We start from the raw sequence: 25,000 nt of genomic DNA, 5'->3' as shown, positions 1-25,000 counted from the left end.
GCGCTGGGTCAGCGAACGGCGGCTTCGGTCGCCAGCTGGCCATTGTCATTGGCGGCGTAGTTCTGGCCGGCGCCATTGGCGGCGAATTTCTTCTTCGCCTGCTCCAGCCATGTCTTGTAGGCGTCCTTGCTGACGATGCGGATCGCGATCGGCATGTAAGCGTGGTTCTGGCCGCAGATCAGCGAGCACTGACCATAGAAGATGCCTTCCTTCTCCGCATGGAACCAGGTCTCGTTCAGGCGGCCAGGAATGGCGTCGATCTTCAGACCGAAGGACGGCATGGCGAAGGCGTGGATCACGTCGGACGCCGTTACCTGCACGCGGATGGTGGTGTCCACCGGCAGCACGACTTCGTTATCCACGGCGAGGAGGCGGGGCTCCTTGTCCTGCGCAAGATTGCTGTCGAACGAGAACCCGCCCTGATCCTTCGGATATTCGTAGGACCAGTACCACTGGTGCGCGGTCGCCTTGATGACGATGTCAGCCTTCGGCAGCGTCAGCTGGTCCTTGAGCAGGCGGAACGACGGCACGGCGATGACCACGAGAATCAGCACCGGAATCAGCGTCCATGCGACTTCGAGCAGGGAATTGTGCGTGGTCTTCGACGGCGTGGGATTGCGGCGTTCGCTGTACCGGAAGACGACCCACAGGATCAGCGCCAGAACCAGGATGACGATGGCGGTGATGATCCACAACAGCAGGTCGTGGAAGCTGTGCATCCGTTCAGCGATGGGCGTCACGGGTGTTTGCAGCGTCATCTGCCACGGGGAAGGCTGGCCAGTGCCGGCCATCACATTGCCTGTCGCGGCGGCCAGAACGCCGCTTGCCGCCACAAGCCTGAGGGGCAACGTTTTCATTAGCATCAGAGAATCGGAGCTCCCGTACTCGCTAGGCGTATTGTTGCGGCGCAACCCGTCGCTTCAGGCCTGACTCGCGCCAAAACCTGGCCACAAGCCTGCCACGTTGCCTGTGAAAGACCACAATGTGGCGGAGGGCGCAATGTTCGGACCCACGCCCCCTGTGCGGCATTTGTGCACAAGAATAGTTCCAGACTGCGCGAGCGTCACCTGGGGCGGGGGGCCTGGGCGCGGTCCTGACGGCGAGGCCCGGCTTTTCCCTGGCTTTTCCTTGACAGGGCCTTAACGGCGTGGCCCAAACGCCAACTGCAACTGCCCGGCGCCGCCGGGCTGCGCCGCCCGTGACGCCGCGGGCCCCGAAAAAACCTGACCCCACCAGCATGTTATTGACGCTGGGTGGTTCACGGATCTGAAACTTCGCATGGCGCCGCTCGCGCGCCTGCATGGCGCGCGCGAGCGTTCACGCGCAAGTTTTGACTGGTCGGTCAACCAAACTGGCGGTGGAACAAGAGGTTGAACATGATGGACGCCTTCGTCGGCAGAAGAGTGACGGGCCCGCTGCGCGCAGCCGCCGGCCGGATCGGGCGGGCGCTTTTCGTGGGAGCGGGCATGACGGCGCTCGCCGCCGCCGGGGCAGGCTCCGTTCAGGCCCAGGGCGTGGTGAAACAGAGTTATGGCGACTGGCAGCTGCGCTGCGAGAAGCCGGCGGGCGCCAGCGCCGAGCAGTGCGCCCTGGTGCAGAACGTCGCCGCCTCCGACCGGCCGAACGTGACGCTGCTGGTGATTGTGCTGAATACGGCCGATGGCAAGGGGCGGTTGCTGCGGGTGCTGGCGCCGCTCGGGGTGCTGCTGCCGGCCGGGCTGGGGCTCAAGATCGATCAGAGCGACGTCGGGCGCGCCGGTTTCGTGCGCTGCCTGCCCACGGGCTGCGTGGCCGAGGTCGTGATGGACGACAATCTTGTCAACCGCCTCAAGGCAGGCAAGATCGGCACGTTCGTCGTCTTCCAGACGCCGGAAGAGGGAATTGGCGTTCCGGTGACGCTGGGCGGCCTGGACAAGGGGCTGGAAGCCCTGAAATGAGGGGTGGCATGACTACTGCGGGGCACAAGGCAGAAAAAACCATGGTCGCTGGCGGCGCGCCAGCGCGCGGACGCTGGTTCGGCGCCCTGGCGGCGGTGAGCCTGGCTGTCGTGGCCGGCGCGGCGCCGGCGCGTGCGGACCTGGTCAAGGATCTTCTCGGCGTCAATCCATTCTCCCGCGAATCGTCGCGCGATGGACTGCGTCCTGGCGTGATTGTCGATGAATCAGGCGAGGAGATTTTCTGCCCGCGGGTCGACGTGCGCGAGGACGGCGCCACCGTGCGGCGGGGCGAGGGCGCCGGCCTGTCGTATCAGATGACCATTGCCAATCTGGCGCGCGAGTGCCAGCGGACGCCGGATGGCCGCATCGAGGTCAGCGTCGGCGTGGACGTTCGGGCGCTGCTCGGGCCCTCGGGCCGGCCTGGCCGTTTCACGTCTCCCATGACCATTCAGGTGCGCCGGGGCGACGACATTCTGTCGCGCGTCACCCGTCAGGTGTCCGTGGCCATCCCCGCTGGCGAGGCCAACGCCATGGCGACCATGGTGGAGCGGAGCATTCAGTTGCCGGAGAACACCACCAATCTGCTGATCGAGGTTGGTTTCGGCGGCGCGGCGCCCAAGGCGCGCAAGCGGCAGCGCTGAAGCGCAGACCCTCAGGCCGTGAGCAGGCCTTGGACGCCCTGTCAGCGAAGCGGCCGCCGTTTCGCGCTGGCAGTGCGGGCAAGGAAACCGTTGCAAGAGAACCGTTGCAAGAGAACCGCCGCAAGGCAAACGTCGACAGAATCATCGGCGCCTGAAGTCCGGCAGGGCTCCCGCGCAGGATTGGCGATCTGGCGCCGGCGCCTCGCGCATCGCAGTCCACCCTGATTGATGGCGCCGCCCTGACCCTGGTGGTCGGACGGCGTTTTCTTTGGCGGGTTTCGCGTTGTTTTTTTGCCGGGTGATCACTCTTTGAACACGCGCGCGCCTGCGGGCGATTGACAGGCGCCTGACCGGCGTCGCACCCTCAAGCCAGCCGATGATCCCCGCGGGAGAGATCGGAGTGGGCTGGAGCCGCGGCGTTGCGCCCTGGGTCCGGTCCCCGCCCGACGCCGAAGGCGCAACCGCCCCGGAAACGCTCAGGCAAAAGGACCGCGCGGGAGCTGGCGCTCTGGAAAGCGGATGGTTCGCCATCCCACCGAAGGGCGTAACCCAGGCCGGACCGCGCGTCGCAAGAACGCGGGGCGCCGGCGCAAAACGTCTGGCAACCGCTATGGTTTCCAGACGGGGGAAATCTCTCAGGTCCGAGGACAGAGGGGGCGCAATGGGTCCGTCGTTGACGGAGCCGCGCCCTTTTGTCCGCAAGGAGCCTGTTCCCCCATGACGTCGGCGTCACCCGAAACCCCGCATCCCATGCAATCCCCGTCTGGCTCTTCCGGCGAAGCGTTGCTGCGGCGCACCCCGCTGTATGTGCGGCATCAGGCGCTGGGCGCGCGCATGGTGCCCTTCGCCGGTTACGCCATGCCGGTGCAGTACCCCGATGGAATCATCGCCGAGCACCTGCATGTCCGCACGGCGGCGGGACTGTTCGACGTCTCGCACATGGGCCAGGCCTGGCTGACGGGGCCGGCCCATGACGTTTCGGCGCGCGCCCTGGAGGCGCTGGTTCCCGCCGACATTCTCGGCCTGGCGCCTGGCCAGCAGCGTTATGCGCTGCTGCTCAACGCCCAGGGCGGGATTCTCGACGACATGATGGTGGCGCGGCCTGCTGACCCCATCGCTGAAGGTCGGCTGCAACTCGTCGTCAACGCCGCCTGCAAGGAACAGGACTGGCTGTATATCGCTGGCGCCCTGCCAGATGGCGTGTCGCTGGAGGTCGAGGACCGGGCCCTGCTGGCCCTGCAGGGGCCGCAGGCAGTGGATGTGATGGCGCGCCTCGCGCCAGACGCCGTGGAGCTGCGCTTCATGGAGGTGGCTGAAACGCAGATCGCCGACATCGACATTCGCGTCAGCCGCTCCGGCTACACCGGCGAGGACGGCTTTGAAATCTCCGTCGCCAATGATGACGCCGGCGCCCTGTGGGACCTGCTGCTGGCGGCGCCGGAGGTGAAGCCGGCGGGGCTGGGCGCGCGCGACTCGCTGCGGCTTGAGGCGGGGCTTTGCCTCTACGGTCACGATATCAACCAGGAAACTTCGCCCGTCGAGGCGGCGCTGACCTGGTCGATCGGCAAGCGTCGCCGCGCCGACAGGGATTTTCCCGGCGCCATCCGCATCACGGAGGAGATCGCGCGCGGTCCGTTGCGCAAGCGCGTCGGCCTGCTGCCGGAGGGGCGGGCGCCGGTGCGCGAGGGCGCGCAGATCTTCGACGATGCGGGCGAACTGATCGGCGAGGTAACCTCCGGCGGTTTTGGCCCCAGCGTCGGCGCGCCGGTGGCCATGGGCTACGTGGTCAGCGAGTTCGCGAAACCCGGCGGGCGCGTGCAGGTGGCGCTGCGCGGGCGCAACGTGCCGGCGGCGATTACGCCAATGCCGTTCACGCCGCATCGTTACCGGCGCTGAGCGTCGCGGGGGCGTTGTGGCGCGGCTTCGTTGCGGCGCGCCCTGGCCAAAGCGTCCCCTGGCCAAAGCGCGCTTTGGCCGCTTCATTTTCCTGACGCGCAGCAGCGTCAGCTTGCCTGAACCGCAACCAGAGTTTTTCGGCGTGAGTTTTTGGGCCCGGCCTTTCTGCGGGTGGAAGCGCAGCCAGAGCTCAGGTCCGGCTCACGCCCCTGAATGAATGCATCCCCCTGGACGAAACGGGTTCGCGCCGGACAGGGGGCGCAAGTCTTGCAGAAACAATGCCTGAGGGAGCAGCAGCATGGTGGAGACGCGCTACACGAAGGATCACGAATATATCCGCGTCGAGGACGGGATCGGCATCGTTGGCATCACGGATTACGCCCAGCAACAGCTTGGCGACATCGTGTTTGTCGAGCTGCCCGAACTGGGGCGGAGCTTCGGCCAGGGCGATGAGGCGGCGGTGGTCGAAAGCGTCAAGGCCGCCAGCGAGATCTATGCGCCGGTGGGCGGCGAGGTGATCGAGGTCAACGCCGCGATCGAGGGCGAGCCGGCGGTGGTCAATGAGGATCCGGCCGGCCGCGGCTGGTTCCTGAAGCTGCGCATCGCCGACGCCGCCGAACTGGGCGGCCTGATGGATGAGGGCGCCTATCAGCAATACGTGGGAACCCTCGGCTGAGGCCAGGGCGGACATGGGCAACAGGGTCAGGGGTCGGGCCTGAAAGGACTGATGATGCGATATCTGCCGTTATCCGGGGCGGATCGGAAAATCATGCTGGAGCGCGTCGGCGTCAGCACGGTTGATGCGCTGTTCGCCGATGCGCCGCCGGATTGTCTGCTTGGCGACGCGCCGGATCTGCCGCGCCGCAAGAGCGAAATGGAGGTTGAGCGGGAGCTTGGCCGGCTCGCGGCCCGCAATGTCAGCGCCGGCTCGGTTCCGTTTTTCCTGGGGGCCGGGGCCTATCGCCACCACGTGCCGGCAACCGTCGATCACCTGATCCAGCGCTCGGAATTCCTGACCAGCTATACGCCGTACCAGCCGGAAATCGCCCAGGGCACCCTGCAATACCTGTTCGAGTTCCAGACCCAGGTCGCGGCGCTCACCGGCATGGAGGTGGCGAACGCCTCCATGTATGACGGCTCCACCGCCTGCGCCGAGGCGGTGCTGATGGCGCAGCGCATCAACCGGCGCAAGCGGGCGGTGCTCTCCGGCGGCCTGCATCCGCACTACGCGGAGGTGACGCGCACGGTGTGCGGCTTCGCTGGCGACAGCATCGTCAGCCTGCCGCCGGACGTGGAGGCTGTTGAGGACATCATCAGCCAGATTGGCCCGGACACCTCCTGCGTGGTGGTGCAGAGCCCGGATGTGTTCGGCAATTTGCGCGATCTGGCCCCGATCGCCGAGGCGGCGCACAAGGCGGGAGCGCTGCTGGTCGCCGTCGTCACCGAGGCGGTGTCGTTTGGCCTGCTGACATCGCCAGGCGCCCAGGGCGCCGATATTGTCGTGGCCGAAGGCCAGTCGATTGGCAATGCGCTGAATTTCGGCGGGCCCTATGTGGGCCTGTTTGCCGCCAGGTCGAAATTCGTGCGCCAGATGCCCGGCCGCCTGTGCGGCGAGACCGTGGACGCCGAAGGCCGGCGCGGCTTCGTGCTGACCCTGTCGGCGCGCGAGCAGCATATTCGCCGCGACAAGGCGACCTCGAACATCTGCACCAATTCGGGCCTGTGCTGCCTGGCCTTCACCATTCACATGACGTTGCTTGGCGGCCATGGCCTGCGCCAGCTCGCCCGCATCAATCACGCCAACGCCGTGGCGCTGGCCGACGCGCTTGCGGCGCTGCCGGGCGTGACGGTGCTGAACCGCGGCTTCTTCAATGAATTCACTGTGAGGCTGGCGGGACGCGACGCGGCTGAGGTCGTGGAGCGGCTGGCGGCGCGCGGCATACTTGGCGGCGTTCCGGTGTCGCGCCTGCTGCCGGGCGCCGGGCTGGATGACCTGCTGCTGGTCGCCAGTACGGAAGTGAACACGGACGATGATCGCGCCACCCTTGCCGACGCTCTTGCCGCAATCCTGGAGGAGGTTGTCTCATGCTGAGCCGTCAGGGTCGTCCCACCGTTCCGGACGCAGCCGCGCCTGAGGCCGCCAGCGCGGCGGTGCATCGCACCTTCACGGGCAATCGCGCCCTGCAACAGATCGAGCCGCTGCTGTTCGAAATCGGCTCCACCGAACGCTGCGGCGTTGATCTGGATGAGCCGGCGCCGTTCAGCGCGCGCCTCGGCGGGCTGGAGGCGGAGGCGCCGGTCGATCTGCCGGCGCTGTCCGAGCCGGAAACCATGCGCCATTTCGTGCGCCTGTCGCAGAAGAACTACGGCATCGACACGGGCATGTTCCCGCTGGGCTCCTGCACCATGAAGCACAATCCGCGCCTCAACGAGCGGATGGCGCGGCTGCCAGGCTTCGCCGACGTGCATCCGTTGCAGCCGGTCGGCTCCGTGCAGGGCGCGCTGGCGGTGATGGACCAGCTGGCGCACTGGCTGCTGACGCTGACCGGCATGCCGGCGGTGGCGCTGTCGCCCAAGGCGGGCGCCCATGGCGAACTGCTCGGGCTGATGGCGATCAAGGCCGCCATCGCCGCGCGGGGCGAGGGGGCAACGCGCAATGTCGTGCTGGTTCCCGAATCGGCCCATGGCACCAATCCGGCTACCGCCGCGCTGCTCGGCTTCAGGGTGAAAGCCGTGCCGGCCCGCGACGACGGCGCCGTGCATCTGGACGACGTCACTGGCCTGCTCGGGCCGGAGACAGCCGCCATCATGCTGACCAACCCCAACACCTGCGGCCTGTTCGAGCCGCAGATCGTGGAGATCGCGGCGGCGCTGCACGCGGCGGGGGGCTACTTCTATTGCGATGGCGCCAATTTCAACGCCATCGTTGGCAAGGTTCGCCCTGGCGATCTCGGCATCGACGCCATGCACATCAACCTGCACAAAACCTTCTCCACGCCCCATGGCGGCGGCGGGCCCGGGGCCGGGCCGGTGGTGCTCTCGGAGCGGCTGGCGCCGTTCGCGCCGGTTCCGTTTGTTCGCCGGGAGGCTGACGGCCGCCTGGCGCTGGTTGAGCAGGCGGGCGAAGGGGAGGCGGGACAGGCATTCGGCCGTCTGACCGCATTCCATGGCCAGATGGGCATGTATGTGCGGGCGCTGTCATTCATGCTGTCACACGGCGGCGAGGGGCTGCGCCAGGCCTCGGAGGATGCGGTGCTCAACGCCAATTATGTGCGCGCCTCGCTGGCTGACCTGCTGACGGCGCCCTTCGGCGACCGGCCATGTATGCATGAAGCCCTGTTCGACGACGCCTGGCTGAAGGACACGGGCGTCACCACCCTCGATGTCGCCAAGGCGCTGATCGACGAGGGGTTTCACCCGATGACGGTGTATTTCCCGCTGGTGGTGCATGGGGCGATGCTGATCGAGCCGACGGAGTCGGAATCGAAGGTCTCGCTCGACCTGTTCATCGCCGCGATGCGCGATCTGGCGATGGCGGCGAAACGGGGCGATGTGGCGCGTTTGACCGGCGCGCCGCACCATGCGCCGTTGCGACGGCTGGACGAGACCCGCGCCGCGCGCCAGCCTGTCCTGCGCTGGACGCGGCCGCAAGCGGTTGCCTGAGGCTGGCGACAGTCAGTAAGCCAGCGGCGACGCGCGGGCCCTCGCGTTCGCGCCGCTTTCACGGCGCGCCGCATGGCGTGGCGCGCGAGCGCTTTCTGGCCAGGCGATATGGTCTCGTCGATCAGAATGCGTTCAGACGGGAAAATGCGCGGCATTGTCTGATCCGTATTGATCGGACAATGCTGCAATGCAGATACGCAGGCGCTGTCCGGCGCCGAACGGAAAATATGGGGCGACGCCCGGCCTGGCCGGGCGTTCGCTCCGGGTGGGAGAGAAACAGATGACAGGCCAGTCAGACGCATTGCTGGCGCGCGAGTTCAGCCTGATTACCGATCTGGTGCGGGCGCATGCGCAGGAACGTCCGGATGTGCGGGCAGTGGTTCACAAGGACCGCAGCCTGACCTATGCCGGGTTCGACGCCCAGATTGATCGCGTCGCCGCCACGCTGCAACAGGCCGGGCTGACCGTGGGCGACCGCATCGCGGTCTGCGCCATGTCGTCGATCCCCTACGCCGTCACCTTCCTTGGCGCCCTGCGCGCCGGCGTGGTGGTGACGCCGCTGGCGCCGTCGTCGACCCGCGAGCAATTGCAGGGGATGGTGGCCGACTCGGGCGCGAAAATTTTCTTCGTTGATACCCCCATCACCGAACAGCTCGGTCCGTTCGACTGGTTTGGCGGCGAACTGGTGGCGCTGGATGACGTCGCGCCGGGCAAGCCCTGGTCGTCATGGCTGGCGGCGGAAGGCGCCCGCCCGGCTGCGGTGGAAATTCCGCCGTCGGCGCCGTTCAACATCATCTATTCCTCTGGCACCACCGGCCTGCCCAAGGGCATCGTCCAGTCGCACCGCATGCGCTGGGCCCATGTGCAGCGCGGCGCCAATTTCGGCTACGGGCCGGACGCCGTCACCATCGTTTCCACGCCGCTGTATTCCAACACGACGCTGGTGAGCTTCCTGCCGACCCTGACGCTGGGCGGAACCGTGGTGCTGATGGAGAAGTTCGACGCGCACGGCCTGCTGGAGCTGGCCCAGCGCGAGCGCGCCACCCACGCCATGCTGGTGCCGGTGCAATACAAGCGCATCATGGCCCTGCCGGATTTCGACAGCTTCGACCTGTCGTCGTTCGTGATGAAATTCTGCACCAGCGCGCCGTTCCACGCCGACATCAAGGCCGACGTGCTGAAGCGCTGGCCCGGCGGGCTGATCGAGTTCTACGGCATGACCGAGGGCGGCGGCGGCTGCTCGCTCGCCGCGCACCTGTTCCCGGACAAGCTGCACACGGTTGGCCGCCCCAATGAGGGCCACACCATCCTGCTGCTTGATGAGAACGGCAATGAAGTGGGGCCGGGCGAGATCGGCGAGATCGTTGGCCACTCGCCAACGGCGGTGATGAACGAATATCACAACCAGCCCGGCAAGACCCGTGAGGCCGAGTGGATCCACCCCGACGGCCGTCGCTTCATCCGCACCGGCGACGTGGGCCGCTTCGATGAGGATGGCTTCCTGACGCTGATGGATCGCAAGAAGGACATGATTATCACCGGCGGTTTCAACGTCTATCCGAGTGATATCGAGGCCCTGCTGCACGCCCATCCCGATCTGACCGACGTGGCCGTGGTAGGCGTGCCCTCCGAGGCATGGGGCGAGACGCCGGTGGCCTTCGTGGTGGCGGCGCCGGGCAAGACCGTGCAGGGCGAGGACATTCGCGCCTGGGCCAACGGACAATTGGGCAAGGTGCAGCGCATCGCCGACGTGGTGGTGACGGATTCCTTGCCGCGCAGCGCCATCGGCAAGATCCTGAAGCGGGAACTGCGCGACGGCTGGGTGGCGCAGCAGCCGGCCGCCTGAGCCGCGAAGCGCCGCGCGCCGGCCCCCGGGCGTATCCGGTCGATGTCGAACCGGAGCGCCAGCGTCGGGATCCGTCGCGTTTCACGCGTGCGGATATTTGGGGAAGATCATCACGCCGTCGTCCGGGCAAGCGCCGGGCGGCGGTTTTTCATATGAGCCTGCCTCAGGGGATGATGCGACTGCGCGGCCCCACATAGATCGGGCCGGTATTCTGTGTCGACATGACGCCCTGGACGCCCATGGAGAGGGTGACGTCGCCGATCTCGGTTGGGGTCACCACATCGGCCTGGATGCGGCCATAGGTGAAGGCGCCGGACTGCCCCCTGCCGCCAATCTGCACGCCGGCGCCAACGCGTCCGCCCACGTGAATGCAGGCCGCGGTTCCCTTCACTCGATAGAAGCCGGGGCCGCGTTCAGGGCAGGGCTCCGCGCCCCACAGGTCGGGGATGTACGGCCGGCGCGGAAACGCCTGGGACTGGTCATAGCTGGCGAGGCGCGGCAGTTCGGGCGTCGCCGGCGGCCGGCGAAACAGCTCCGGCGAGCGCTCAAGGCCAAAGGCTTTCACCACGTCCGGCGCAGAGCCAAGGCGTGGGGCCGGCGCGGCGGCAGGCTGCTGCGAAAAGCTGAAGAAGCTCGGCGGCTCGGGTGGGCTGGCGCAGGCCGGCGACAGCACGGCGAAAAACGCGGCGGCGATGGTGGCGGCGGCGATCAGGTGCGGGTGCTTTCGTCCAGCGGTTCGCCGGTCCGGGACTGCCGGGATGATGGTCATGGCTGGCATCTGTTTCCCCGCATTTCCGGCCGGTGCGCCCGTTGCGGGCAACGCCGCCAACCACAACAGACGCAGGCAGGATAGCCGGGTCCCGGCGCGGGCTCAAATGGCCATTTCGCGGCAGTTGCGGCATGCGCCGGTCGCGCGGCCAGATCCGGCGGCTTCACGACGCTGCGTCTCCGCGATGCGCACGGCGAATCTGACAGGGGACCAACTGTCATCAACAGGCCAGGCCATTGGCGACAAAAATTTTTTTATGCTGTTTCAGGGATTGTCGGCAAAAAACGATCAAAAACCATCTGGCGCCAAAAATAACATGTTGCGCCGTTCCAAACGTGATCGTATGAATCAGGTACGACGCAGTATCCGGACGGAACGGCTGTTCCAGATGACCGGTCTGACGATCAGGCCAGCATACAGGCCAAAAAAAAGGCCACGTCAGAGACGCGGCCATGAAGTCTAGGGAGGAAACGCCCAAGGAGGGCTGCAGCATCGCTGCTGCAAAGTCTCTATACGCGTTCTCCCGATTCCTCGCAAGTGATTTGCGACAGGATACCTGTCCTTTTTTGCCTGGTGCCCATGTGTCGGGCGCATGGACTCGTGGCCGGGCGATATCGGCTGATTTCATTCTCAGAAAATTCGTGAGCAGATCAGGTGTTGCCGGCATTGTCGCGACGTGGCGTCGCTTGCTGTGGTGATGGCGGCTGGCGAATGGCGCTGCCGGCGCCAGGCCAGGGATGACCGGGGAAGCAGGTGCTCCGCGATGCGCCTGCCCGCGTTGCGCCCAGTGGCCGCCACCGCATGAAGGGCCGGAGCAAGGCCATGGCCAGACCTGCCGCCGGACCTTGGCTGACATCACGCCTCAAAAGTGAGGGGACGCCGCGACCGATCATGTGACGGGCGTTGTCGCGAGAGCAGGCGGCCTGGACCATCCCGGTTGGATCCGCAAGGCGGTCGGCGGGCCCGTCTGCTGGCTGCGGAACCAGCTGGCGCGCCGCGCCCTGGCGCATGCAGGAATTTGCGCGCGAGAGGGGCGGGGCAACCCGGCGTCGCGGGCGCCTGGCCTGCCCATCACTCCCGCATTCGCCTCCGCATCCGCCGCAGATCAGTCCATTGTCGCGCCTGCGGGCGCTTCCTGAAAATGCCAAAAGAAAAGCCGCCCGGAGGCGGCTCGTCTGGCTGCGCGAATTCGCATGCGCTGCGCTTGGGGCGGCCGCATTGGCAGCCTGACCCGTCCGTCAGTGCGTGAACGCGCCCCGGATCTGGCTGATGCCGCTGCGAACCATCGCCTCGGCGGCTTCGCCCTGGGTGCGCTCGCGCAGGATCACCTCGGCGGCGCGCAGGCCGGCGTTGGCGGCGGCGGAGCGAACCTCTGAAGTCGCCTGGGCTTCAGCCTGGGCGATCTTGGCTTCGGCGGCGGCGGTGCGGCCGGCGACGAACTCGGCGAGGCGGTTGTGCGCCTCCTGGGCGACGCGTGCGGCCTCTTCACGGGCAGCGGCGACAATCGCTTCTGCTTCCTTCTCGGCCTCACGACGCTTGGTCGTGTACTCGTCGCGCAGGGCGCGCGCTTCGGCCGACAGGCGACGGGCTTCCTCAAGCTCGGTGGCGATGCGCTGGCCGCGCTTGTCGAGCATGTTGCCGATCGTCTTGAAGCCGCCCATCCACGCGGCAATGCCGAGGAGGACGAAGAAGGCGACGGCGACCCAGAATTCGGGCGTATTCCACATCGCTTTTACTCCTGAAAAGCGCCCGTCCAGCTGATCTGCAGCGAGCGCCCGAATTCCGGTAAATGTTGATACCCTGCTTCAGGCGAAGGGCGTTGGCCGCCCTCCGTCCGGCGTGGGTCAGACCGTCGCGCGGTCCAGGGCGGCGTCAACTTCCGCGCGAGCCGGAGCAGCGCCGGTCAGACGCTCGACGATGGTCGAGGCGGCTTCCGCAGCGATGTCGCGGACATTGGCCATGGCGGCGGCGGCATTGACGCGGATGGTTTCCTCAGCGGAAGCGATCTTCTGGTTCAGATCGGCTTCGAGCGCCTTGCGACGGGTCTCAAATTCCGCGGTCATTTCCTCGCGCGCCTTATGGGCGATGGCCTGCGCGTTGGCGCGGGCGTCGGCGAGGGCCTTTTCATAAGCCGTGACGGCTTCTTCTGACTCGGCGCGCAGACGCTGCGCTTCGGCCAGATCGCCAGTGATCTTGCTGTGACGCTCGTCAAGCACCCTGGCAATGCGCGGCAGGGCGACGCGCGACATCAGGAAATACAGCACGGCGAAGGAGATCAGCACCCACAAAATCTGCGACGCGAAGGTCGCGCTTTCGAAGGGCGGAAATGCGATCGCGCCGTGGACCTCATTGGCCACTGCCGTCGAGGCGGAATGGGTAGGGCTAGCCATGCGACCTAATCCTCAGGCGGAACCGGCTGGTTCGCTGCCCGCACAGGCGGGATTGCTTCGTCGGCTCAGGATCGCCTTGTCGCCAAAGCGTCTTGGCCGAAATCCTGTCCGTAAATTGGCCAGAGCCTCCGCGCCGGACGTCGCCGCCCGCATGGGAACCTCCAGCCAGTCCAACGCCTGGCGCCGTCGCCGCCCGGTTCCTCGCGGCTCCGGACGACGCCTTGGCTCCAACGCGCCAGGTAGACTGGCCCGGGAATGGACGCTGGGCGACCACCCCCGATGCGTCAATCAGACTGCGAACAGCAGCAGCAGCGCGATCAGCAGCGAGAAGATGCCCAGAGCTTCGGTCAGGGCGAAGCCGAGGAGCAGGGTGCCCTGCTGGCCGGCGGCAGCCGACGGATTGCGCAGCGCGCCCGAGAGGAACTGGCCGAACAGGTTGCCGAGGGCGAGAGCAGCGCCTGCCATGCCGAAGCAAGCGAGACCAGCGCCGATGTACTTGGCTGCAACGGGATCCATTTGAAAACTCCTGGTCGAAAAGGTTGGAGAGACTGGGGTCAATGATGGCCCGGATGGAGCGCATCGTTGAGGTAGATCGTTGTCAGGGTTGCAAACACATAGGCTTGCAGCGCCGCGACAAGGAATTCGAGAGCGGTCAGCGCGATGGCCAGCGCCAGCGGCAGCGGCGACAGCACCGCCCAGACGCCAGCGGACAGCAGGGTCACCACGAAACCGGCGAAGATCTTCAGCGCGATGTGGCCGGCCAGCATGTTGGCGAACAGACGGACAGAGAGGCTGATCGGACGCGACACGAACGAAACAATCTCAACAGCCACCAGCAGGGGCAGCAGCCAGCCCGGCACGCCCGACGGCACGAACAGCCTGAGGAAGCCAAAACCGTGACGGTAGAAGCCGTAAATAATCACAGTGCCGATCACCAGCGCCGCAAGGCAGAAGGTGACGATGATGTGACTGGTGACCGTGAACGCATACGGCAGCATGCCGAGCATGTTGAGAACCAGCACGAACATGAACAGCGAGAACACGAAGGGGAAAAATTTCATCCCTTCCATTCCGGCGCTATTTCGCACCGTTGTCGCCACAAATTCGTACAGACTTTCGACGATTGATTGCATGCGACCGGGCACCACGGCGGCGCGACCGATGCCGCCGATCATCAGGACGGCGATCACCGCGACGGCGACCCACATGTAAATCGCCGAATTCGTCACAGCGATCTCATGGGCGCCGGCGTGGCCAAGCGTCACGATATTCTTGATCTGGAACTGATGGATCGGATCAGCCATGGCCCGTCAGGTCCCTTTCCTGTCGCCTCGCAACGCCCCGCCAGGCCCAAACGCCCCACGGTCCGTTCACATTGTCAATCGGTCAGCGCTCGTTAGCCTATCCAGACTTCAAGCGCCAGACCGTGCGGTTCACACAATCGGTTTTTATTGCCTGGCGCCGTCTTTTTTATCTGACAGAACCTGCAATTGTCCGGTTGCGCGCATAACATTGTAGACGCCGGTCAAGAAGCCCAGCATCAAAAACACAATCAGTCCCCAGGGGGACAGGCCCAGGGCGCGGTCGATCGACCAGCCAATGAGCCCGCCGGCAGCGACGCCGGCGATGAATTCGGCGGAGAGACGGAAAGCCCGCCCCATCGGCGATGGACCGGAAGCAGCCTGTCTGGCCGCCTCTGAAGCCGCCTTGCGCGCCTCCGCCTCATGAACGGCGTCGAGTTTCGCGCTGAGGCGTTTCATGCGTCCGGCAAGATCGGATTCCGCCGCAGGCCGTTCGCCCGCGCCTTCATTGTTCCTGTCCGGTCCGTCGTTGCTCATGGAGAACCCGCCTTCTGTCCGCAAGGCCTGAGTCCGGAATTTCCCCATAAGCCGGCGGCACCATAATTTTTGCACTTTCTGGTGTCAAGGCTCTGGAGTTCCTTTCAAGTCATTGTAAATTAATGAATAAATTAAGTCTGCCAATCAAGGCGGGCCGGCGCCAGGGCGTGATGCTGCGACTCTTTGCGCGCCCGCAAAATGTTGGGCGCGGGGCGAGATGGCGGGAGGTTTGCCCAAACAGATTCGGAATTTCGGCGCATCCGGTTGATCTGGCGGTTCTTTCTCCCGTTTCCCCCGCCTTCCGGCCGGCCAGGCGCCGATCGGGGGCTTTTCGCGGGATCAGGGCAGCCTTCCGTCAATAAGTACGCCCGATCAGGCAGGAAGCATGTCGCGCCCGAGCCGCGTTTCGCCGCAAGGGCGTTGGCGCCTGCACGTTGGGCGGAATCGCCAGGCCGATCTTGGGCTCCCAGATCAGCGAGAGCCTGCGAAAGACACTCGGCGAGAATCGGCGCCGCTGCCGGTCCATAAGAACCAGAACGGGCTGCAGGCCCGCCGCCTGCCAAACAGCGCGCCCGAATCTTCTGGTCTGGGGGCGTCGTTCGCCCACGTCCCGGGCGGATGCGCCAGCAAAAACGGCCGGCCCCTTGGGGAGCCGGCCGCCTGATCGCGTCCGCGCGGCAGAATCATGCGACAGAATCACCTGTCGGGAAGCGTCACTCGCCGAGAAGCGGCTTCAGCGCCTTGTCCAGATCGCTCATTGGCAGCGCGCCCTGGTACTGCTTGCCATTGATGAAGAAGGTTGGCGTGGAGGCCACGCCCAGTTTGGAGCCGCCGTCGCGCACGGCGTTGACAGCGTTGAGCAGCTTCTGGTCGTTGAGGCAGCTTTCCACCTTCTCCTGGGTGAAGCCTGCCTGCTTCAGCAGCTTGATCAGGCCTTCCAGCGGGTTCGGCGTGAAGGCCCAGTCGTTCTGGCGGGAAAACAGCAGGTCGGTGACCGGATAATATTTGTCGTTGCCTTCACAGCGGGCCAGCATGAAGCCGGCGGCGGCGAGCGGGTCGAGCGGGAATTCACGCAGGGTGAAGCGCACTTTACCGGTGTCGATGTATTTCTTTTTGAATTCCGGGAAGGTGACATTGTGGAAGTCGGCGCAATGGGAGCATGTCAGCGAGGCGTACTCGATCACATGGACCTTGGCGCTCTTGTCTCCCAGGGTCACGTCGCCAAGGGGGCCTGGCTCGCTGAGCGCCTGGGCGTTAACAGTTTGCGCCATCGCGGGCGCAAGCCCCAGGCCGCCGGCAACAGCGAGGGCTGAACCAACGGCCATGGTTTCCAGCAGGCGGCGACGTGTGATCATCTCATGCTCCTGGCCGGGTCTGCCGGCTTGAAAAATCCACAAGGGTCGATCGCGCCGGATCTCGGTCGCGTCTGTTCGGGCTGCCGTCCATGCGCGGCTGGCGTTGGCGATGCAGGCGCATGGAGGCCGGGCGGGGTAATTCCCGCCAGAATTCAGGCGGAAGCATGTCTGAAGCACGGGCCCGGATCAATCGGTGTCCAGGCTAACTGCGCCAGATTGCGGAGAACGCCGGCGCGCCGTCCCGCTATCAACAGCCTGTCGGGCGGCGCCCGGAACCGGCTCAATCCGGGCCGGGCCGGCTGAGCACGGCGGCGCCAAGCCGGGTCAGTGCTCCGCGCAGGCGTTCGTCTTCAACGCGTGCGGTCAGCGATTCGGCCTGTTGCTGCGCCTGTGGGTCAATGGTCGGGGCGGCCGGCGGCGGGGCAGGGCGCGGCGGCGTTCCCTGGCGGATGAGGATTTTGCCGATGCAGCGCCAGCCGAAATGGGCGTTGATGCGCTCAATGATCACGGGCGCGGTGTGCTGCAACTCCAGGGCAAAGGCGCTGCTGGCCAGAACCTCAAGCGTCGCGGGCGTTTTGGGGGCATCGCCATGGCGGGGCTGGCGCGGCCAGTTGATGCGCAACGGCCGCGCATACTGCGCCAGACGGGGCCCGACAATATCCTCCCAGGCCAGCAGGATGTCGCTGGCGGCGAACCCCTGGGCCGCCAGGGCCTTGTCCAGGCAGCGGTCGAGCAGGTCGGCAAGGGGCACCGGGTGAAAGGGGCGGGATGGAAGGCTCATGACCTGATGCTCATGACTTTATGTTCATGGCCTGACGTAACTGGCCTGACGTAACTGGCGTGATGCCCCTGGGCGGACGTTGCTCGCCAGATGGTCCTTGCCAGATGTTTTTGGCGAGACGGTCCTGGGCTATACCGGCGCGCCGGTCGGGGGCGAACGACCGCGCGCTACCGTATATATGTATATATGCCTGCGACGGCGCGCCGGATAGCGCCTCCAGGGCGGTTCAGCAAAAAACCGGGGCGGCGTCAGGCCGGCTGGCGGCCGCGGAAACGGCTGATTTCATCAGCAAATGTCATCAGGAAGTTTCATGACGGCAGACTGTCCGTGACGCGCATGCCCCGCTCGTCATCCCCAGGCCGCGGCCAGACCGGCGCGCGGGTCTTTGCCGGCCGGCGGCGCGGCGGCGCGAAGCCGGCTCTGGCGGCGGCGCCATCTTCCGCCTTGCCGGCCGGTCAAGGGACAGCGTCGCAGGCGGCGGCTGAACCGGCGCCCGGCGGGCCCGGTCTGGCAGCGCCAGCCCGGCGCGCCCATCCGGATCCGGCTGCGCTGCTGGACTGGTACGACGCCCACCGGCGCACCCTGCCATGGCGGGCGCCGCCTGGGGCGCGCGCCGATCCGTACCGGGTATGGCTTTCCGAAATTATGTTGCAGCAGACCACCGTCACGGCGGTGCAGCCCTATTACGGGCGGTTTCTTGCGCGCTTTCCGGATGTGGAAAGCCTGGCGGCCGCGCCGGCGGAGGCGGTGATGCAGGCCTGGGCCGGGCTTGGCTATTACTCCCGGGCGCGCAATCTGCACGCCTGCGCCCGCACCGTGGTGGCGGCGCATGGCGGCGCCTTTCCCGCCTCGCTCGATGGGCTGCTGGCCTTGCCGGGCGTCGGCCCCTACACGGCGGCGGCGGTTGGCGCCATTGCCTTCGACCTGCCGGCGGCGGCCGTGGACGGCAATGTGGAGCGGGTGATCAGCCGCATCTACCGGGTGGAAGAACCGTTGCCAGGCGCCAAGCCGCGCATCCGCGCCCTGACCCAGGCGCTGGTTCCGGCGCGCCGCCCAGGTGATTTTGCCCAGGCGATGATGGACCTGGGCGCCATGATCTGTACGCCGCGCCGGCCGGCCTGTGGCGTTTGCCCCTGGATGGGCGCGTGCGCGGCGCAGGTGGCGGGCGATGCGGAAACATTTCCGCGCAAGGCGCCGAAGAAGGCGGTTCCGTCGCGGTTCGGCGCGGCGTTCATTTGCGTGCGCGCCGACGGGGCCGTGCTGCTGCGAACCCGGCCGCCAGAAGGTTTGCTCGGCGGCATGGACGAGCCGCCGGGCGGGACATGGCGGGAGGCCGACGTCATGCCGACGCCGGCGGACCTGCTGGCGGATGCGCCGTTCGATGCGGCGTGGCGGCGCGCGCCGGGTGGGGTGCGCCATGTGTTCACGCACTTCCGGCTGGAACTGGCGGCGTTCGTGGCAATCGCCGGGCCGGCGTTCACCGCTCCGGCCGGGATGCGCTGGGTAAGGCGGAGCGCGCTGGCGCGCTCGGCCCTGCCCAATGTCATGCGCAAGGTGGTGGCGCACGGGCTGGAATTCGCCGGTCGCGTGGAATCCGGCGCGGAATAGAAAAAGCCGGCGCGTGGCCGGCCTTCCTGATCCAGGCTTGCAGCCGTTGCCGTTCAGGCGGCGGCGCGGTGGGTCTGCCGGTATTCGCCGCGCAGGGCGTCGATGTGCAGGCGCTGGCCGTTGCGCTCGATCATCCAGTAGGTCCAGCCGTTGCAGGACGGCAGGCCCTGGGACAGGGCGCCGATCTTGTGGATGGAGCCCACCGCCGGGCCGAGTTGCAGCGTGCCGTCGGCCCGCACCAGCGCCTTGTGGCGACGGCGTTCATCTTCCAGCGTTTCGCCGGGGGCGATCAGGCCGGCTTCGATCAGCGACAGGAAGGCGACGCGCGGTTCCGAGCGCTTCGCCGGCGCGGCGGCGAAGGCCTGCGGGTCAACCGGCTCCGCCGCGTCCACCCGCTGTTGCGCCGCCGCGGCGTAGACGGGGTCGCGCTCGATGCCGATGAAGTGGCGGCCGAGCTTTTTGGCCACGGCGGCGCTGGTGCCGGAGCCGAGGAATGGATCGAGCACCACGTCGCCAGGATTCGATGATGACAGCAGCACGCGGGCCAGCAGCGCCTCGGGCTTCTGGGTGGGGTGCACCTTGCGCCCGTCCGCGTCCTTCAGCCGTTCGTCGCCGGTGCACAGGGGGATGAACCAGTCCGAGCGCATCTGCAGGTCGTCGTTGCCGCCCTTCAGCGCCTCATAATGGAAAGTGTAGCGCTTCGAGCGGGACGGCGTCGCCCAGATCAGGGTTTCGTGGGCGTTGGTGAAGCGGCGGCCGCGGAAATTCGGCATCGGATTGGCCTTGCGCCAGACGATGTCGTTGAGAATCCAGTAGCCCAGATCCTGAAGGATCGCGCCGACGCGGAACACGTTATGATAGGAGCCGATGACCCACAGGGCGCCGTCCGGCTTCAGCACGCGGCGGCATTCCGCCAGCCAGGCGCGGGTGAAGGCGTCGTATTCGGCGAAGCTGTCGAACTTGTCCCAGTCGTCGTCCACCGCGTCCACGTGGGAGTGGTCGGGACGGGTCAGGGCGCCTTCCAGCTGCAAATTGTAGGGCGGATCGGCGAAGACCACGTCAACGCTCTGCGACGGCAGCCGCTGCAGTTCGGCGAGGCAATCGCCGAGAATGATCCGGTCCAGCGCCAGCCCGCTGGCGGCGCGCTGGTCTGGGGGTGAGCCCGGCAGGGCGGCTGGCGCGGTCAACCCGGTACGCACAACCTTGATCCGGGAATTGACGCCAGCGACCCTGGCTCGTGAAACTTCCATATCGCCCTGCCGGTTACGCAACTCACAGGACGGCATGGTGAACAAAGGGGGTAAAGGCGACGTTTCGCGCTGCGATCGCGTGTCCCGATCCGGGACAGCCAGGGCGGCAAACCCGGTCCCGTGCGTCGGCGTTAACGGCGGGCTAACTGAAATATCGCATCGAAATGATGTTATCTATTTGAAAATATATGGTTATCTATTCAGCGGGTCGCCGGCGGGCGTTCCGCGCGAGGCCGTGTGGAAATTGCCATGAAGGCAACCGGACCGCCGCATGGCCGTGCGTCGCGGAGCGCGCTTTTGCCCGTTGCGCCACCGTTCAGGGCTCAACCGGCCCACGCCGGCGGGATGTTGCTCTGGTCCTGCGGTCGTCGCGGCGGGTGGACGCAAGGCTGGGTCTACGTTGCCGGATGCGTTTTACGCCAGGCGGCGAAGATGCGCGGGCAGGCGCGACCCGCGCAAATCCGGATCAGCCCGGGGGCGCCTTGCGGGACATGCTTCAGCAGGTGGATCCGGCGGTCCGCCGCCGGGCCAGCTCTTCGGCGTGTTCGGACATCAGGCGCAGCGGCGCGAAGCTGAGGCGGTGCCAGGGCGAGGCGCCGTGGGCGGCGATGGCGGCGCGGTGGGCGGCGCTGCCATAGCCCATGTGTTTGCCAAAGCCGTAGTGTGGGCAGATGGCGTCGAGGCGCGTCATCATCCGGTCGCGCGCCACCTTGGCGACGATCGAGGCGGCGGCGATGGAGGCGACCAGCGCGTCGCCGCCGATGATGGCGTCGGCGGCGCAGGGCAGGGCCGGCCTGTCGCGGCCGTCGACCAGCACATGCGCCGGCGCTGCTGGCAAGGCGAAGACGGCGCGGCTCATGGCGGTGAGCGACGCCTTGCGAATGTCGGTGGCGTCGATTTCCCATGCCGAGGCGCTGGCGATGCTGACATGCAGGGCCCGGGCCATGATGTCGTCATGCATCCGGTCGCGCGCCGCTTTCGTCAGCTTCTTGCTGTCGTTGAGTCCGTCCGGAATGTCGGCGGGGTCCAGAATCACCGCCGCCGCCACCACCGGGCCGGCGAGGGGGCCGCGCCCGACCTCGTCGACGCCCGCCACTGGCCAGACGCCGCGCGCCCGCAACCGCTCCTCCCGATCGAACGTCGGACCTTCGGGAAACAGAATCAGCGAATCAGTCAGGGCTTCAGCCGTCGGTTTGCGCGCCATGGCCCATAGGTGAACCGGGCGCGGCGGGCGATCAACCCTGGCTGGCTCCCTGGCCCGGTCTGGTCCCCAAAACGGCCGGTGGCTCCCGGGACGCCAGGCTGATGCCGCTCCCCTGGCTGGAGCCTTCCGTCGCCTCAATGGGAAACAGCCACAGGGGGGCCGGGCCCCAAGCCGGGAGCGTCGCCGCGCCTGGTTCAGCCATGGGCGGCGTTGTCGAGGAAGGCGATGCCGTTGGCGTCCACCCGCGTGCGAATGCGACGCACGGGGTCGATGGGGCGGCGGTTTGGGCGCGTCGCGGGGGCGTCATCGCTCCCGAACAGCGACAGCTGCCCCTCCGCCACGGCGCTGTCCGGCGCGCGAAACTGGTGCGTGTCCAGCCGCCGCCGCTCCTTGTTGAGGCCAATGCGGGCGCAGGCAAGCTGGAAACGGCGCCCGGTCATCCAGGCATAGGGGCCAGAGCCGACCATGCGATCCCCCCAGGTCGGGTCATAGTCCTTGCCGCCGCGCGACTGGCGCATCAGGGCGCGGGCCCGGCGCGCCTTGTCCGGCCATTCGGTTTCCAGCCAGGTCCACATGGCGTCGCGCACCTCATGGGGCAGGCGCAGCATCACATAGCCGGCTTCGCGTGCGCCGTGGGCGTGCGCCGCCTCCAGGATGCGTTCGATCTCGTCGTCGTTCACGGCCGGAATCACTGGCGCGACCATCACCGAGGCCGGCACGCCAGCGTCAGCCAGCTTGCGGATGGCGTCGAGGCGGCGCGACGGGGTTGTGGCCCGCGGCTCCATGGAGCGCGCCAGCTTGGGATCGAGGGTGGTGATCGAGATGGCGACCTTGGCCAGGTTCTTCGCCGCCATCCGCGACAGGATGTCGATGTCGCGGGTGATCAGCGCCGATTTGGTGACGATGCCGACGGGATGATTGAAGCGCTCCAGCACCTCGAGGATCTCGCGGGTGATGCGGTAGCGCTGCTCGATCGGCTGGTATGGGTCGGTGTTGGTGCCCATGGCGATGACGCGCGGCGCATAGCCCCGCGCCGACAGCTCTTTCTCCAGCAGCCGCGCCGCGTCCGGCTTGGCGAACAGCTTCGTTTCGAAGTCGAGCCCGGGCGACAGGCCCATGTAGGCGTGGCTGGGGCGGGCGAAGCAATAGACGCAGCCGTGCTCGCAACCGCGATAGGGATTGATGGAGCGGTCGAACGAAATATCCGGCGAGGCGTTGCGGGTGATGATGGTCTTGGGCTTCTCGACGGTGACTTCCGTGCGGAACGGCGGCAGGTCGTCCAGCGAGTTCCAGCCGTCGTCCACGTCTTCGCGGGTGTGCTTCTCGAAGCGGCCGGTGGGATTGATGAGGACGCCGCGGCCGCGCCGCCGCTCCGGCGCAATGCGCTGGCGCGCCCCCCAGGGCTCGTCGCCGCCATGAGCCATGGCGGGCATCTGGGCCATGGCGGGCATCAGGTCCGAGTCAGGAAAGGCTGCTGGCGCCTGATTTCCCAGGGTTTTGCGGGATGCTTCCCTCATGTCCGCGCCTCCTTGTCCCGTTCGGGGCCGACTCATCCGGCCTGTGGATATTCTAAGAACAAAATAGGAACATTGACAAGGGCGGCCGCGCTGCGCGCGCATGTGGTCGCAAGGACGGCAATTCACATTCCCGGCGTTTTGCATAAACAATGCGGCTGCTGCTGCGTTATATGCAGGGACTGGTTGAGCAGGGGATACGGCATGCGGTGGGAAGATTTCCGGACCTCGGAGAACGTCGACGACCGGCGCGGCGACGGCCCTTCCGGCGGCGGCATGCTGCCTGGCGGTCGCGGCGGCCTCGGGATCGGCACGATCGTGGTGCTCGGGCTGGTGGGCTGGGCGCTGGGGATCGATCCGCGCCTGCTGATTTCTGGCGCTGAAATCCTGTCCGGCGGCAGCGGTCCCGCTTACGAGCAGCAGGCGCCGCGCCCGCAGCAGGGCAAGCCGTCAGGCCCGCCGCAGGACCAGATCGGCAAGTTCGCCGCCGCCGTGCTCGGCAATACCGAGGACGTGTGGAAGGTGGTGCTGCCGCAGCAGCTCAATGTGCGCTACCAGGAGCCGCGCATGGTGTTGTTTTCCGGCGCCACCCGGTCCGCCTGCGGCGCCGCCCAGGCGGCCATGGGGCCATTCTACTGCCCGGTCGATCGCACGGTTTACATTGATCTGGCGTTCTTCCAGGAAATGAAGCAGCGCTTCCGGGCTGGCGGCGATTTCGCTTATGCCTATGTGCTGGCCCATGAGGTGGGCCACCATGTGCAGAACCAACTCGGCATTCTCGACAAGGTGGAAGGGGCCAAGCGCTCCCTGTCGACCGCCGAGCGCAACGCCCTGTCCGTCCGGGTGGAGTTAATGGCCGACTGTCTGGCTGGCGTCTGGGCCAACAACAGCAACCAGAAATACAATTCTCTGGAAGAGGGCGACGTGGAGCAGGCGATGAACGCCGCCGCCGCCATCGGCGACGATCGCCTGCAGAAGCAGGCCCAGGGCTTCGCCATTCCGGACAGCTTCACCCATGGCACGTCGGAGCAGCGCACGCGCTGGTTCATGACCGGGCTGAAGTCAGGCAAGGTTCAGGCGTGCAACACCCTGAGCCAGAGCGCGCAGCTTTGACGGGCCGCTGACAGGGGCGCCGCGGCGCCCCACAGCCATCCCGTCACTCCGCGGCGCTTTCATCCAGCGCCGCCTGGATGGCGCGGAAGTCGCGCCAGGCCAGACGTTTCTGCAGGGGCGAGCGCAACAGATAGGCGGGGTGCAGGGTTGGCAGCGCCCTGATTTGCGCATCGCCGGCGTTGTAGGTGGACCAGCGGCCGCGCAGGCGCAGGATGCCTTCGCGCACGCCGAGCAGGGCCTGGGCCGAGGGCCCGCCGAGACAGACCAGCACGTCAGGGGCCACAAGGGCGATCTGCCGTTCGATGAACGGGCGGCAGATGGCCGATTCCTGCGGCGTTGGCGTGCGGTTTCCCGGCGGCCGCCATGGCACGGTGTTGGCAATGTAGACCTTGCCGCGATCAAGGCCGATGGCCGCCAGCATGCGGTCCAGCAGTTGGCCGGAGCGCCCGACGAACGGCCTGCCGATACGATCCTCTTCCGCCCCGGGGGCCTCGCCGACGAACATGATCCGCGCGTCCGGGGCGCCGTCGCCGAACACCAGCTGGCGGGCGGTGCGTTTCAGCGAACAGCCGTCGAAGTCGGCCATGGCCGCCTGCAGGGCGTCGAGGGTCGTGGCGGCGCGGGCGATCTCACTGGCCTGGAGCGCCACGTCATCCGCCGCGCTGGCGAAATTTGCTGGCGCCGCCGCCGGGGCGGGCGGCGCTGCGGCGCGGGCGGCCGGTTGCGCGGGGCGTCCGATTTGCCCGGGATGCCCGGCTGGCGTGGCCTCTCCGGCGGCGGGGCGGCCCGCCGCTCCGTTCTGGCCGGCGGGCTGCGCCCGGGAGGGTTGCGCCCAGGCGGGGGCGAAACGGGGCGGCGGCGCGTCGACTTCCGCGAAGCGGTCATGCGGCGTCTCGTCCAGCACCCAGTCGGCCCCGGCTTCCATGTGGAAGGCCAGCAGCGCTTCGAGGTCAGCAAGACTGTAATCCGCAGGATCGGGAGGCGGCCCGTTCGCCATGTCGCCGTTCATGCCGCAACCTTACGACAGCGCGCGGCGCGGCGCGACAGGGGCGGCGGAGGGAATGCGTGGAACATGACTTCCCGGCTGGCAAAGACGGCGGCTGGCGGCGTCCTCTTCCTGACCGATGATGCGACCCGTCGCGTCAGGTGGGCCGGATTTCGTTTCCATTGCAGCGCGGCGGGGCGGCGGATCGGC

22 protein-coding genes, 1 pseudogene and 1 riboswitch are annotated in these 25,000 nt (G+C 67.1%); of the genes and pseudogenes, 10 read left to right on the top strand and 13 right to left on the bottom strand.

Annotation, left to right across the window (positions count from 1 at the left end; all coding sequences use genetic code 11):
• Positions 1–8: 8 nt before the first annotated feature.
• Positions 9–857 carry a cytochrome c oxidase subunit II gene (gene coxB, locus ACERNI_RS07145; protein WP_448832578.1) on the bottom strand — a complete coding sequence of 283 codons (849 nt, stop codon included), beginning with the start codon at positions 855–857 and terminating at the stop codon, positions 9–11.
• Between the two features lie 519 nt (positions 858–1,376).
• On the opposite strand from coxB, the gene ACERNI_RS07140 reads away from it, so the two are divergent.
• The 7 genes from ACERNI_RS07140 to ACERNI_RS07110 all read left to right on the top strand — a co-directional run bounded on the left by ACERNI_RS07140 (position 1,377) and on the right by ACERNI_RS07110 (position 9,983).
• Positions 1,377–1,937, top strand: coding sequence for an invasion associated locus B family protein (locus tag ACERNI_RS07140; RefSeq protein WP_448832577.1), 561 nt, complete (start codon positions 1,377–1,379; stop codon positions 1,935–1,937).
• A gap of 8 nt (positions 1,938–1,945) precedes the next feature.
• Positions 1,946–2,578, top strand: coding sequence for a hypothetical protein (locus ACERNI_RS07135; protein WP_448832576.1), 633 nt, complete (start codon positions 1,946–1,948; stop codon positions 2,576–2,578).
• Positions 2,579–2,954: 376 nt separating this feature from the next.
• A riboswitch (glycine riboswitch) is annotated at positions 2,955–3,080 on the top strand.
• Between the two features lie 215 nt (positions 3,081–3,295).
• Positions 3,296–4,474 (top strand): glycine cleavage system aminomethyltransferase GcvT, encoded by a 1,179-nt coding sequence (gene gcvT, locus ACERNI_RS07130; RefSeq protein ID WP_448832575.1) that lies wholly within the window; start codon positions 3,296–3,298, stop codon positions 4,472–4,474.
• Between the two features lie 298 nt (positions 4,475–4,772).
• Positions 4,773–5,150, top strand: coding sequence for a glycine cleavage system protein GcvH (gene gcvH, locus ACERNI_RS07125; RefSeq protein ID WP_448832574.1), 378 nt, complete (start codon positions 4,773–4,775; stop codon positions 5,148–5,150).
• A 54-nt stretch (positions 5,151–5,204) separates the two neighbouring features.
• Positions 5,205–6,566, top strand: a complete 1,362-nt coding sequence (gcvPA, locus tag ACERNI_RS07120) for an aminomethyl-transferring glycine dehydrogenase subunit GcvPA (protein WP_448832837.1) — start codon at positions 5,205–5,207, stop codon at positions 6,564–6,566.
• Positions 6,560–8,137 carry an aminomethyl-transferring glycine dehydrogenase subunit GcvPB gene (gene gcvPB / locus ACERNI_RS07115; protein ID WP_448832573.1) on the top strand — a complete coding sequence of 526 codons (1,578 nt, stop codon included), beginning with the start codon at positions 6,560–6,562 and terminating at the stop codon, positions 8,135–8,137. Before gcvPA ends, gcvPB begins: the two co-directional genes overlap by 7 nt.
• A gap of 280 nt (positions 8,138–8,417) precedes the next feature.
• On the top strand, positions 8,418–9,983 hold the full coding sequence (locus ACERNI_RS07110; protein WP_448832572.1) for an AMP-binding protein: 1,566 nt from the start codon (positions 8,418–8,420) through the stop codon (positions 9,981–9,983).
• 163 nt (positions 9,984–10,146) lie between these two features.
• On the opposite strand, the gene ACERNI_RS07105 is transcribed toward ACERNI_RS07110, so the two are convergent.
• Positions 10,147–10,752, bottom strand: coding sequence for a hypothetical protein (locus tag ACERNI_RS07105; RefSeq protein WP_448832571.1), 606 nt, complete (start codon positions 10,750–10,752; stop codon positions 10,147–10,149).
• On the opposite strand from ACERNI_RS07105, the gene ACERNI_RS07100 reads away from it, so the two are divergent.
• Positions 10,751–11,215 (top strand): hypothetical protein, encoded by a 465-nt coding sequence (locus tag ACERNI_RS07100; RefSeq protein ID WP_448832570.1) that lies wholly within the window; start codon positions 10,751–10,753, stop codon positions 11,213–11,215. The two genes, ACERNI_RS07105 and ACERNI_RS07100, sit on opposite strands and share 2 nt — an antisense overlap.
• A gap of 775 nt (positions 11,216–11,990) precedes the next feature.
• On the opposite strand, the gene ACERNI_RS07095 is transcribed toward ACERNI_RS07100, so the two are convergent.
• From ACERNI_RS07095 to ACERNI_RS07065, 7 genes are all read right to left on the bottom strand, one after another.
• Positions 11,991–12,479, bottom strand: coding sequence for a F0F1 ATP synthase subunit B family protein (locus ACERNI_RS07095; protein WP_448832569.1), 489 nt, complete (start codon positions 12,477–12,479; stop codon positions 11,991–11,993).
• 117 nt (positions 12,480–12,596) lie between these two features.
• Complete coding sequence (locus ACERNI_RS07090; RefSeq protein WP_448832568.1) at positions 12,597–13,142, bottom strand: F0F1 ATP synthase subunit B family protein; 546 nt, start codon at positions 13,140–13,142, stop codon at positions 12,597–12,599.
• Positions 13,143–13,430: 288 nt separating this feature from the next.
• On the bottom strand, positions 13,431–13,658 hold the full coding sequence (locus ACERNI_RS07085) for a F0F1 ATP synthase subunit C (RefSeq protein ID WP_132002207.1): 228 nt from the start codon (positions 13,656–13,658) through the stop codon (positions 13,431–13,433).
• Positions 13,659–13,696: 38 nt separating this feature from the next.
• A complete protein-coding gene (locus ACERNI_RS07080) occupies positions 13,697–14,446 on the bottom strand; it encodes a F0F1 ATP synthase subunit A (protein WP_448832567.1) in 750 nt (249 codons plus the stop codon).
• A 144-nt stretch (positions 14,447–14,590) separates the two neighbouring features.
• Positions 14,591–14,980, bottom strand: coding sequence for an AtpZ/AtpI family protein (locus ACERNI_RS07075; protein ID WP_448832566.1), 390 nt, complete (start codon positions 14,978–14,980; stop codon positions 14,591–14,593).
• Positions 14,981–15,693: 713 nt separating this feature from the next.
• Entirely contained in the window at positions 15,694–16,335 is a 642-nt protein-coding gene (locus ACERNI_RS07070) for a DsbA family protein (protein WP_448832565.1), read from the bottom strand.
• A 280-nt stretch (positions 16,336–16,615) separates the two neighbouring features.
• Positions 16,616–17,116 carry a DUF721 domain-containing protein gene (locus ACERNI_RS07065; protein WP_448832564.1) on the bottom strand — a complete coding sequence of 167 codons (501 nt, stop codon included), beginning with the start codon at positions 17,114–17,116 and terminating at the stop codon, positions 16,616–16,618.
• Positions 17,117–17,623: 507 nt separating this feature from the next.
• Here ACERNI_RS07065 and mutY point away from each other — a divergent pair.
• Entirely contained in the window at positions 17,624–18,724 is a 1,101-nt protein-coding gene (gene mutY, locus ACERNI_RS07060; protein WP_448832836.1) for an A/G-specific adenine glycosylase, read from the top strand.
• Positions 18,725–18,777: 53 nt separating this feature from the next.
• Here the strand turns inward: mutY and ACERNI_RS07055 are convergent, their stop codons facing one another.
• From ACERNI_RS07055 to ACERNI_RS07045, 3 genes and pseudogenes are all read right to left on the bottom strand, one after another.
• Positions 18,778–19,974: a DNA methyltransferase gene (locus ACERNI_RS07055; RefSeq protein ID WP_448832563.1), complete on the bottom strand. Its 1,197-nt coding sequence runs from the start codon at positions 19,972–19,974 to the stop codon at positions 18,778–18,780.
• Positions 19,975–20,470: 496 nt separating this feature from the next.
• A complete protein-coding gene (locus tag ACERNI_RS07050) occupies positions 20,471–21,178 on the bottom strand; it encodes a ribonuclease HII (RefSeq protein WP_448832562.1) in 708 nt (235 codons plus the stop codon).
• Between the two features lie 314 nt (positions 21,179–21,492).
• A pseudogene (locus ACERNI_RS07045) lies at positions 21,493–22,620 on the bottom strand (PA0069 family radical SAM protein); the annotation flags it as partial.
• Positions 22,621–22,896: 276 nt separating this feature from the next.
• On the opposite strand from ACERNI_RS07045, the gene ypfJ reads away from it, so the two are divergent.
• Positions 22,897–23,805 (top strand): KPN_02809 family neutral zinc metallopeptidase, encoded by a 909-nt coding sequence (gene ypfJ / locus ACERNI_RS07040; protein WP_448832561.1) that lies wholly within the window; start codon positions 22,897–22,899, stop codon positions 23,803–23,805.
• A 43-nt stretch (positions 23,806–23,848) separates the two neighbouring features.
• On the opposite strand, the gene ACERNI_RS07035 is transcribed toward ypfJ, so the two are convergent.
• A complete protein-coding gene (locus tag ACERNI_RS07035; protein ID WP_448832560.1) occupies positions 23,849–24,802 on the bottom strand; it encodes a uracil-DNA glycosylase in 954 nt (317 codons plus the stop codon).
• Between the last annotated feature and the right edge of the window lie 198 nt (positions 24,803–25,000).

The organism is Camelimonas sp. ID_303_24, from assembly GCF_053543495.1.
Note: the sequence above shows the minus strand (reverse complement) of the source record. Positions and strands in the feature narration are given on the sequence as shown.

Excerpts from the sequence above, each read along its gene's own strand:
- coxB (WP_448832578.1), bottom strand. The coding sequence starts at position 857 with ATGAAAACGTTGCCCCTCAGGCTTGTGGCGGCAAGCGGCGTTCTGGCC.
- ACERNI_RS07140 (WP_448832577.1), top strand. The coding sequence starts at position 1,377 with ATGATGGACGCCTTCGTCGGCAGAAGAGTGACGGGCCCGCTGCGCGCA.
- ACERNI_RS07135 (WP_448832576.1), top strand. The coding sequence starts at position 1,946 with ATGACTACTGCGGGGCACAAGGCAGAAAAAACCATGGTCGCTGGCGGC.
- gcvT (WP_448832575.1), top strand. The coding sequence starts at position 3,296 with ATGACGTCGGCGTCACCCGAAACCCCGCATCCCATGCAATCCCCGTCT.
- gcvH (WP_448832574.1), top strand. The coding sequence starts at position 4,773 with ATGGTGGAGACGCGCTACACGAAGGATCACGAATATATCCGCGTCGAG.
- gcvPA (WP_448832837.1), top strand. The coding sequence starts at position 5,205 with ATGCGATATCTGCCGTTATCCGGGGCGGATCGGAAAATCATGCTGGAG.
- gcvPB (WP_448832573.1), top strand. The coding sequence starts at position 6,560 with ATGCTGAGCCGTCAGGGTCGTCCCACCGTTCCGGACGCAGCCGCGCCT.
- ACERNI_RS07110 (WP_448832572.1), top strand. The coding sequence starts at position 8,418 with ATGACAGGCCAGTCAGACGCATTGCTGGCGCGCGAGTTCAGCCTGATT.
- ACERNI_RS07100 (WP_448832570.1), top strand. The coding sequence starts at position 10,751 with ATGGCTGGCATCTGTTTCCCCGCATTTCCGGCCGGTGCGCCCGTTGCG.
- ACERNI_RS07105 (WP_448832571.1), bottom strand. The coding sequence starts at position 10,752 with ATGACCATCATCCCGGCAGTCCCGGACCGGCGAACCGCTGGACGAAAG.
- ACERNI_RS07095 (WP_448832569.1), bottom strand. The coding sequence starts at position 12,479 with ATGTGGAATACGCCCGAATTCTGGGTCGCCGTCGCCTTCTTCGTCCTC.
- ACERNI_RS07090 (WP_448832568.1), bottom strand. The coding sequence starts at position 13,142 with ATGGCTAGCCCTACCCATTCCGCCTCGACGGCAGTGGCCAATGAGGTC.
- ACERNI_RS07085 (WP_132002207.1), bottom strand. The coding sequence starts at position 13,658 with ATGGATCCCGTTGCAGCCAAGTACATCGGCGCTGGTCTCGCTTGCTTC.
- ACERNI_RS07080 (WP_448832567.1), bottom strand. The coding sequence starts at position 14,446 with ATGGCTGATCCGATCCATCAGTTCCAGATCAAGAATATCGTGACGCTT.
- ACERNI_RS07075 (WP_448832566.1), bottom strand. The coding sequence starts at position 14,980 with ATGAGCAACGACGGACCGGACAGGAACAATGAAGGCGCGGGCGAACGG.
- ACERNI_RS07070 (WP_448832565.1), bottom strand. The coding sequence starts at position 16,335 with ATGATCACACGTCGCCGCCTGCTGGAAACCATGGCCGTTGGTTCAGCC.
- ACERNI_RS07065 (WP_448832564.1), bottom strand. The coding sequence starts at position 17,116 with ATGAGCCTTCCATCCCGCCCCTTTCACCCGGTGCCCCTTGCCGACCTG.
- ACERNI_RS07055 (WP_448832563.1), bottom strand. The coding sequence starts at position 19,974 with ATGGAAGTTTCACGAGCCAGGGTCGCTGGCGTCAATTCCCGGATCAAG.
- ACERNI_RS07050 (WP_448832562.1), bottom strand. The coding sequence starts at position 21,178 with ATGGCGCGCAAACCGACGGCTGAAGCCCTGACTGATTCGCTGATTCTG.
- ypfJ (WP_448832561.1), top strand. The coding sequence starts at position 22,897 with ATGCGGTGGGAAGATTTCCGGACCTCGGAGAACGTCGACGACCGGCGC.
- ACERNI_RS07035 (WP_448832560.1), bottom strand. The coding sequence starts at position 24,802 with ATGGCGAACGGGCCGCCTCCCGATCCTGCGGATTACAGTCTTGCTGAC.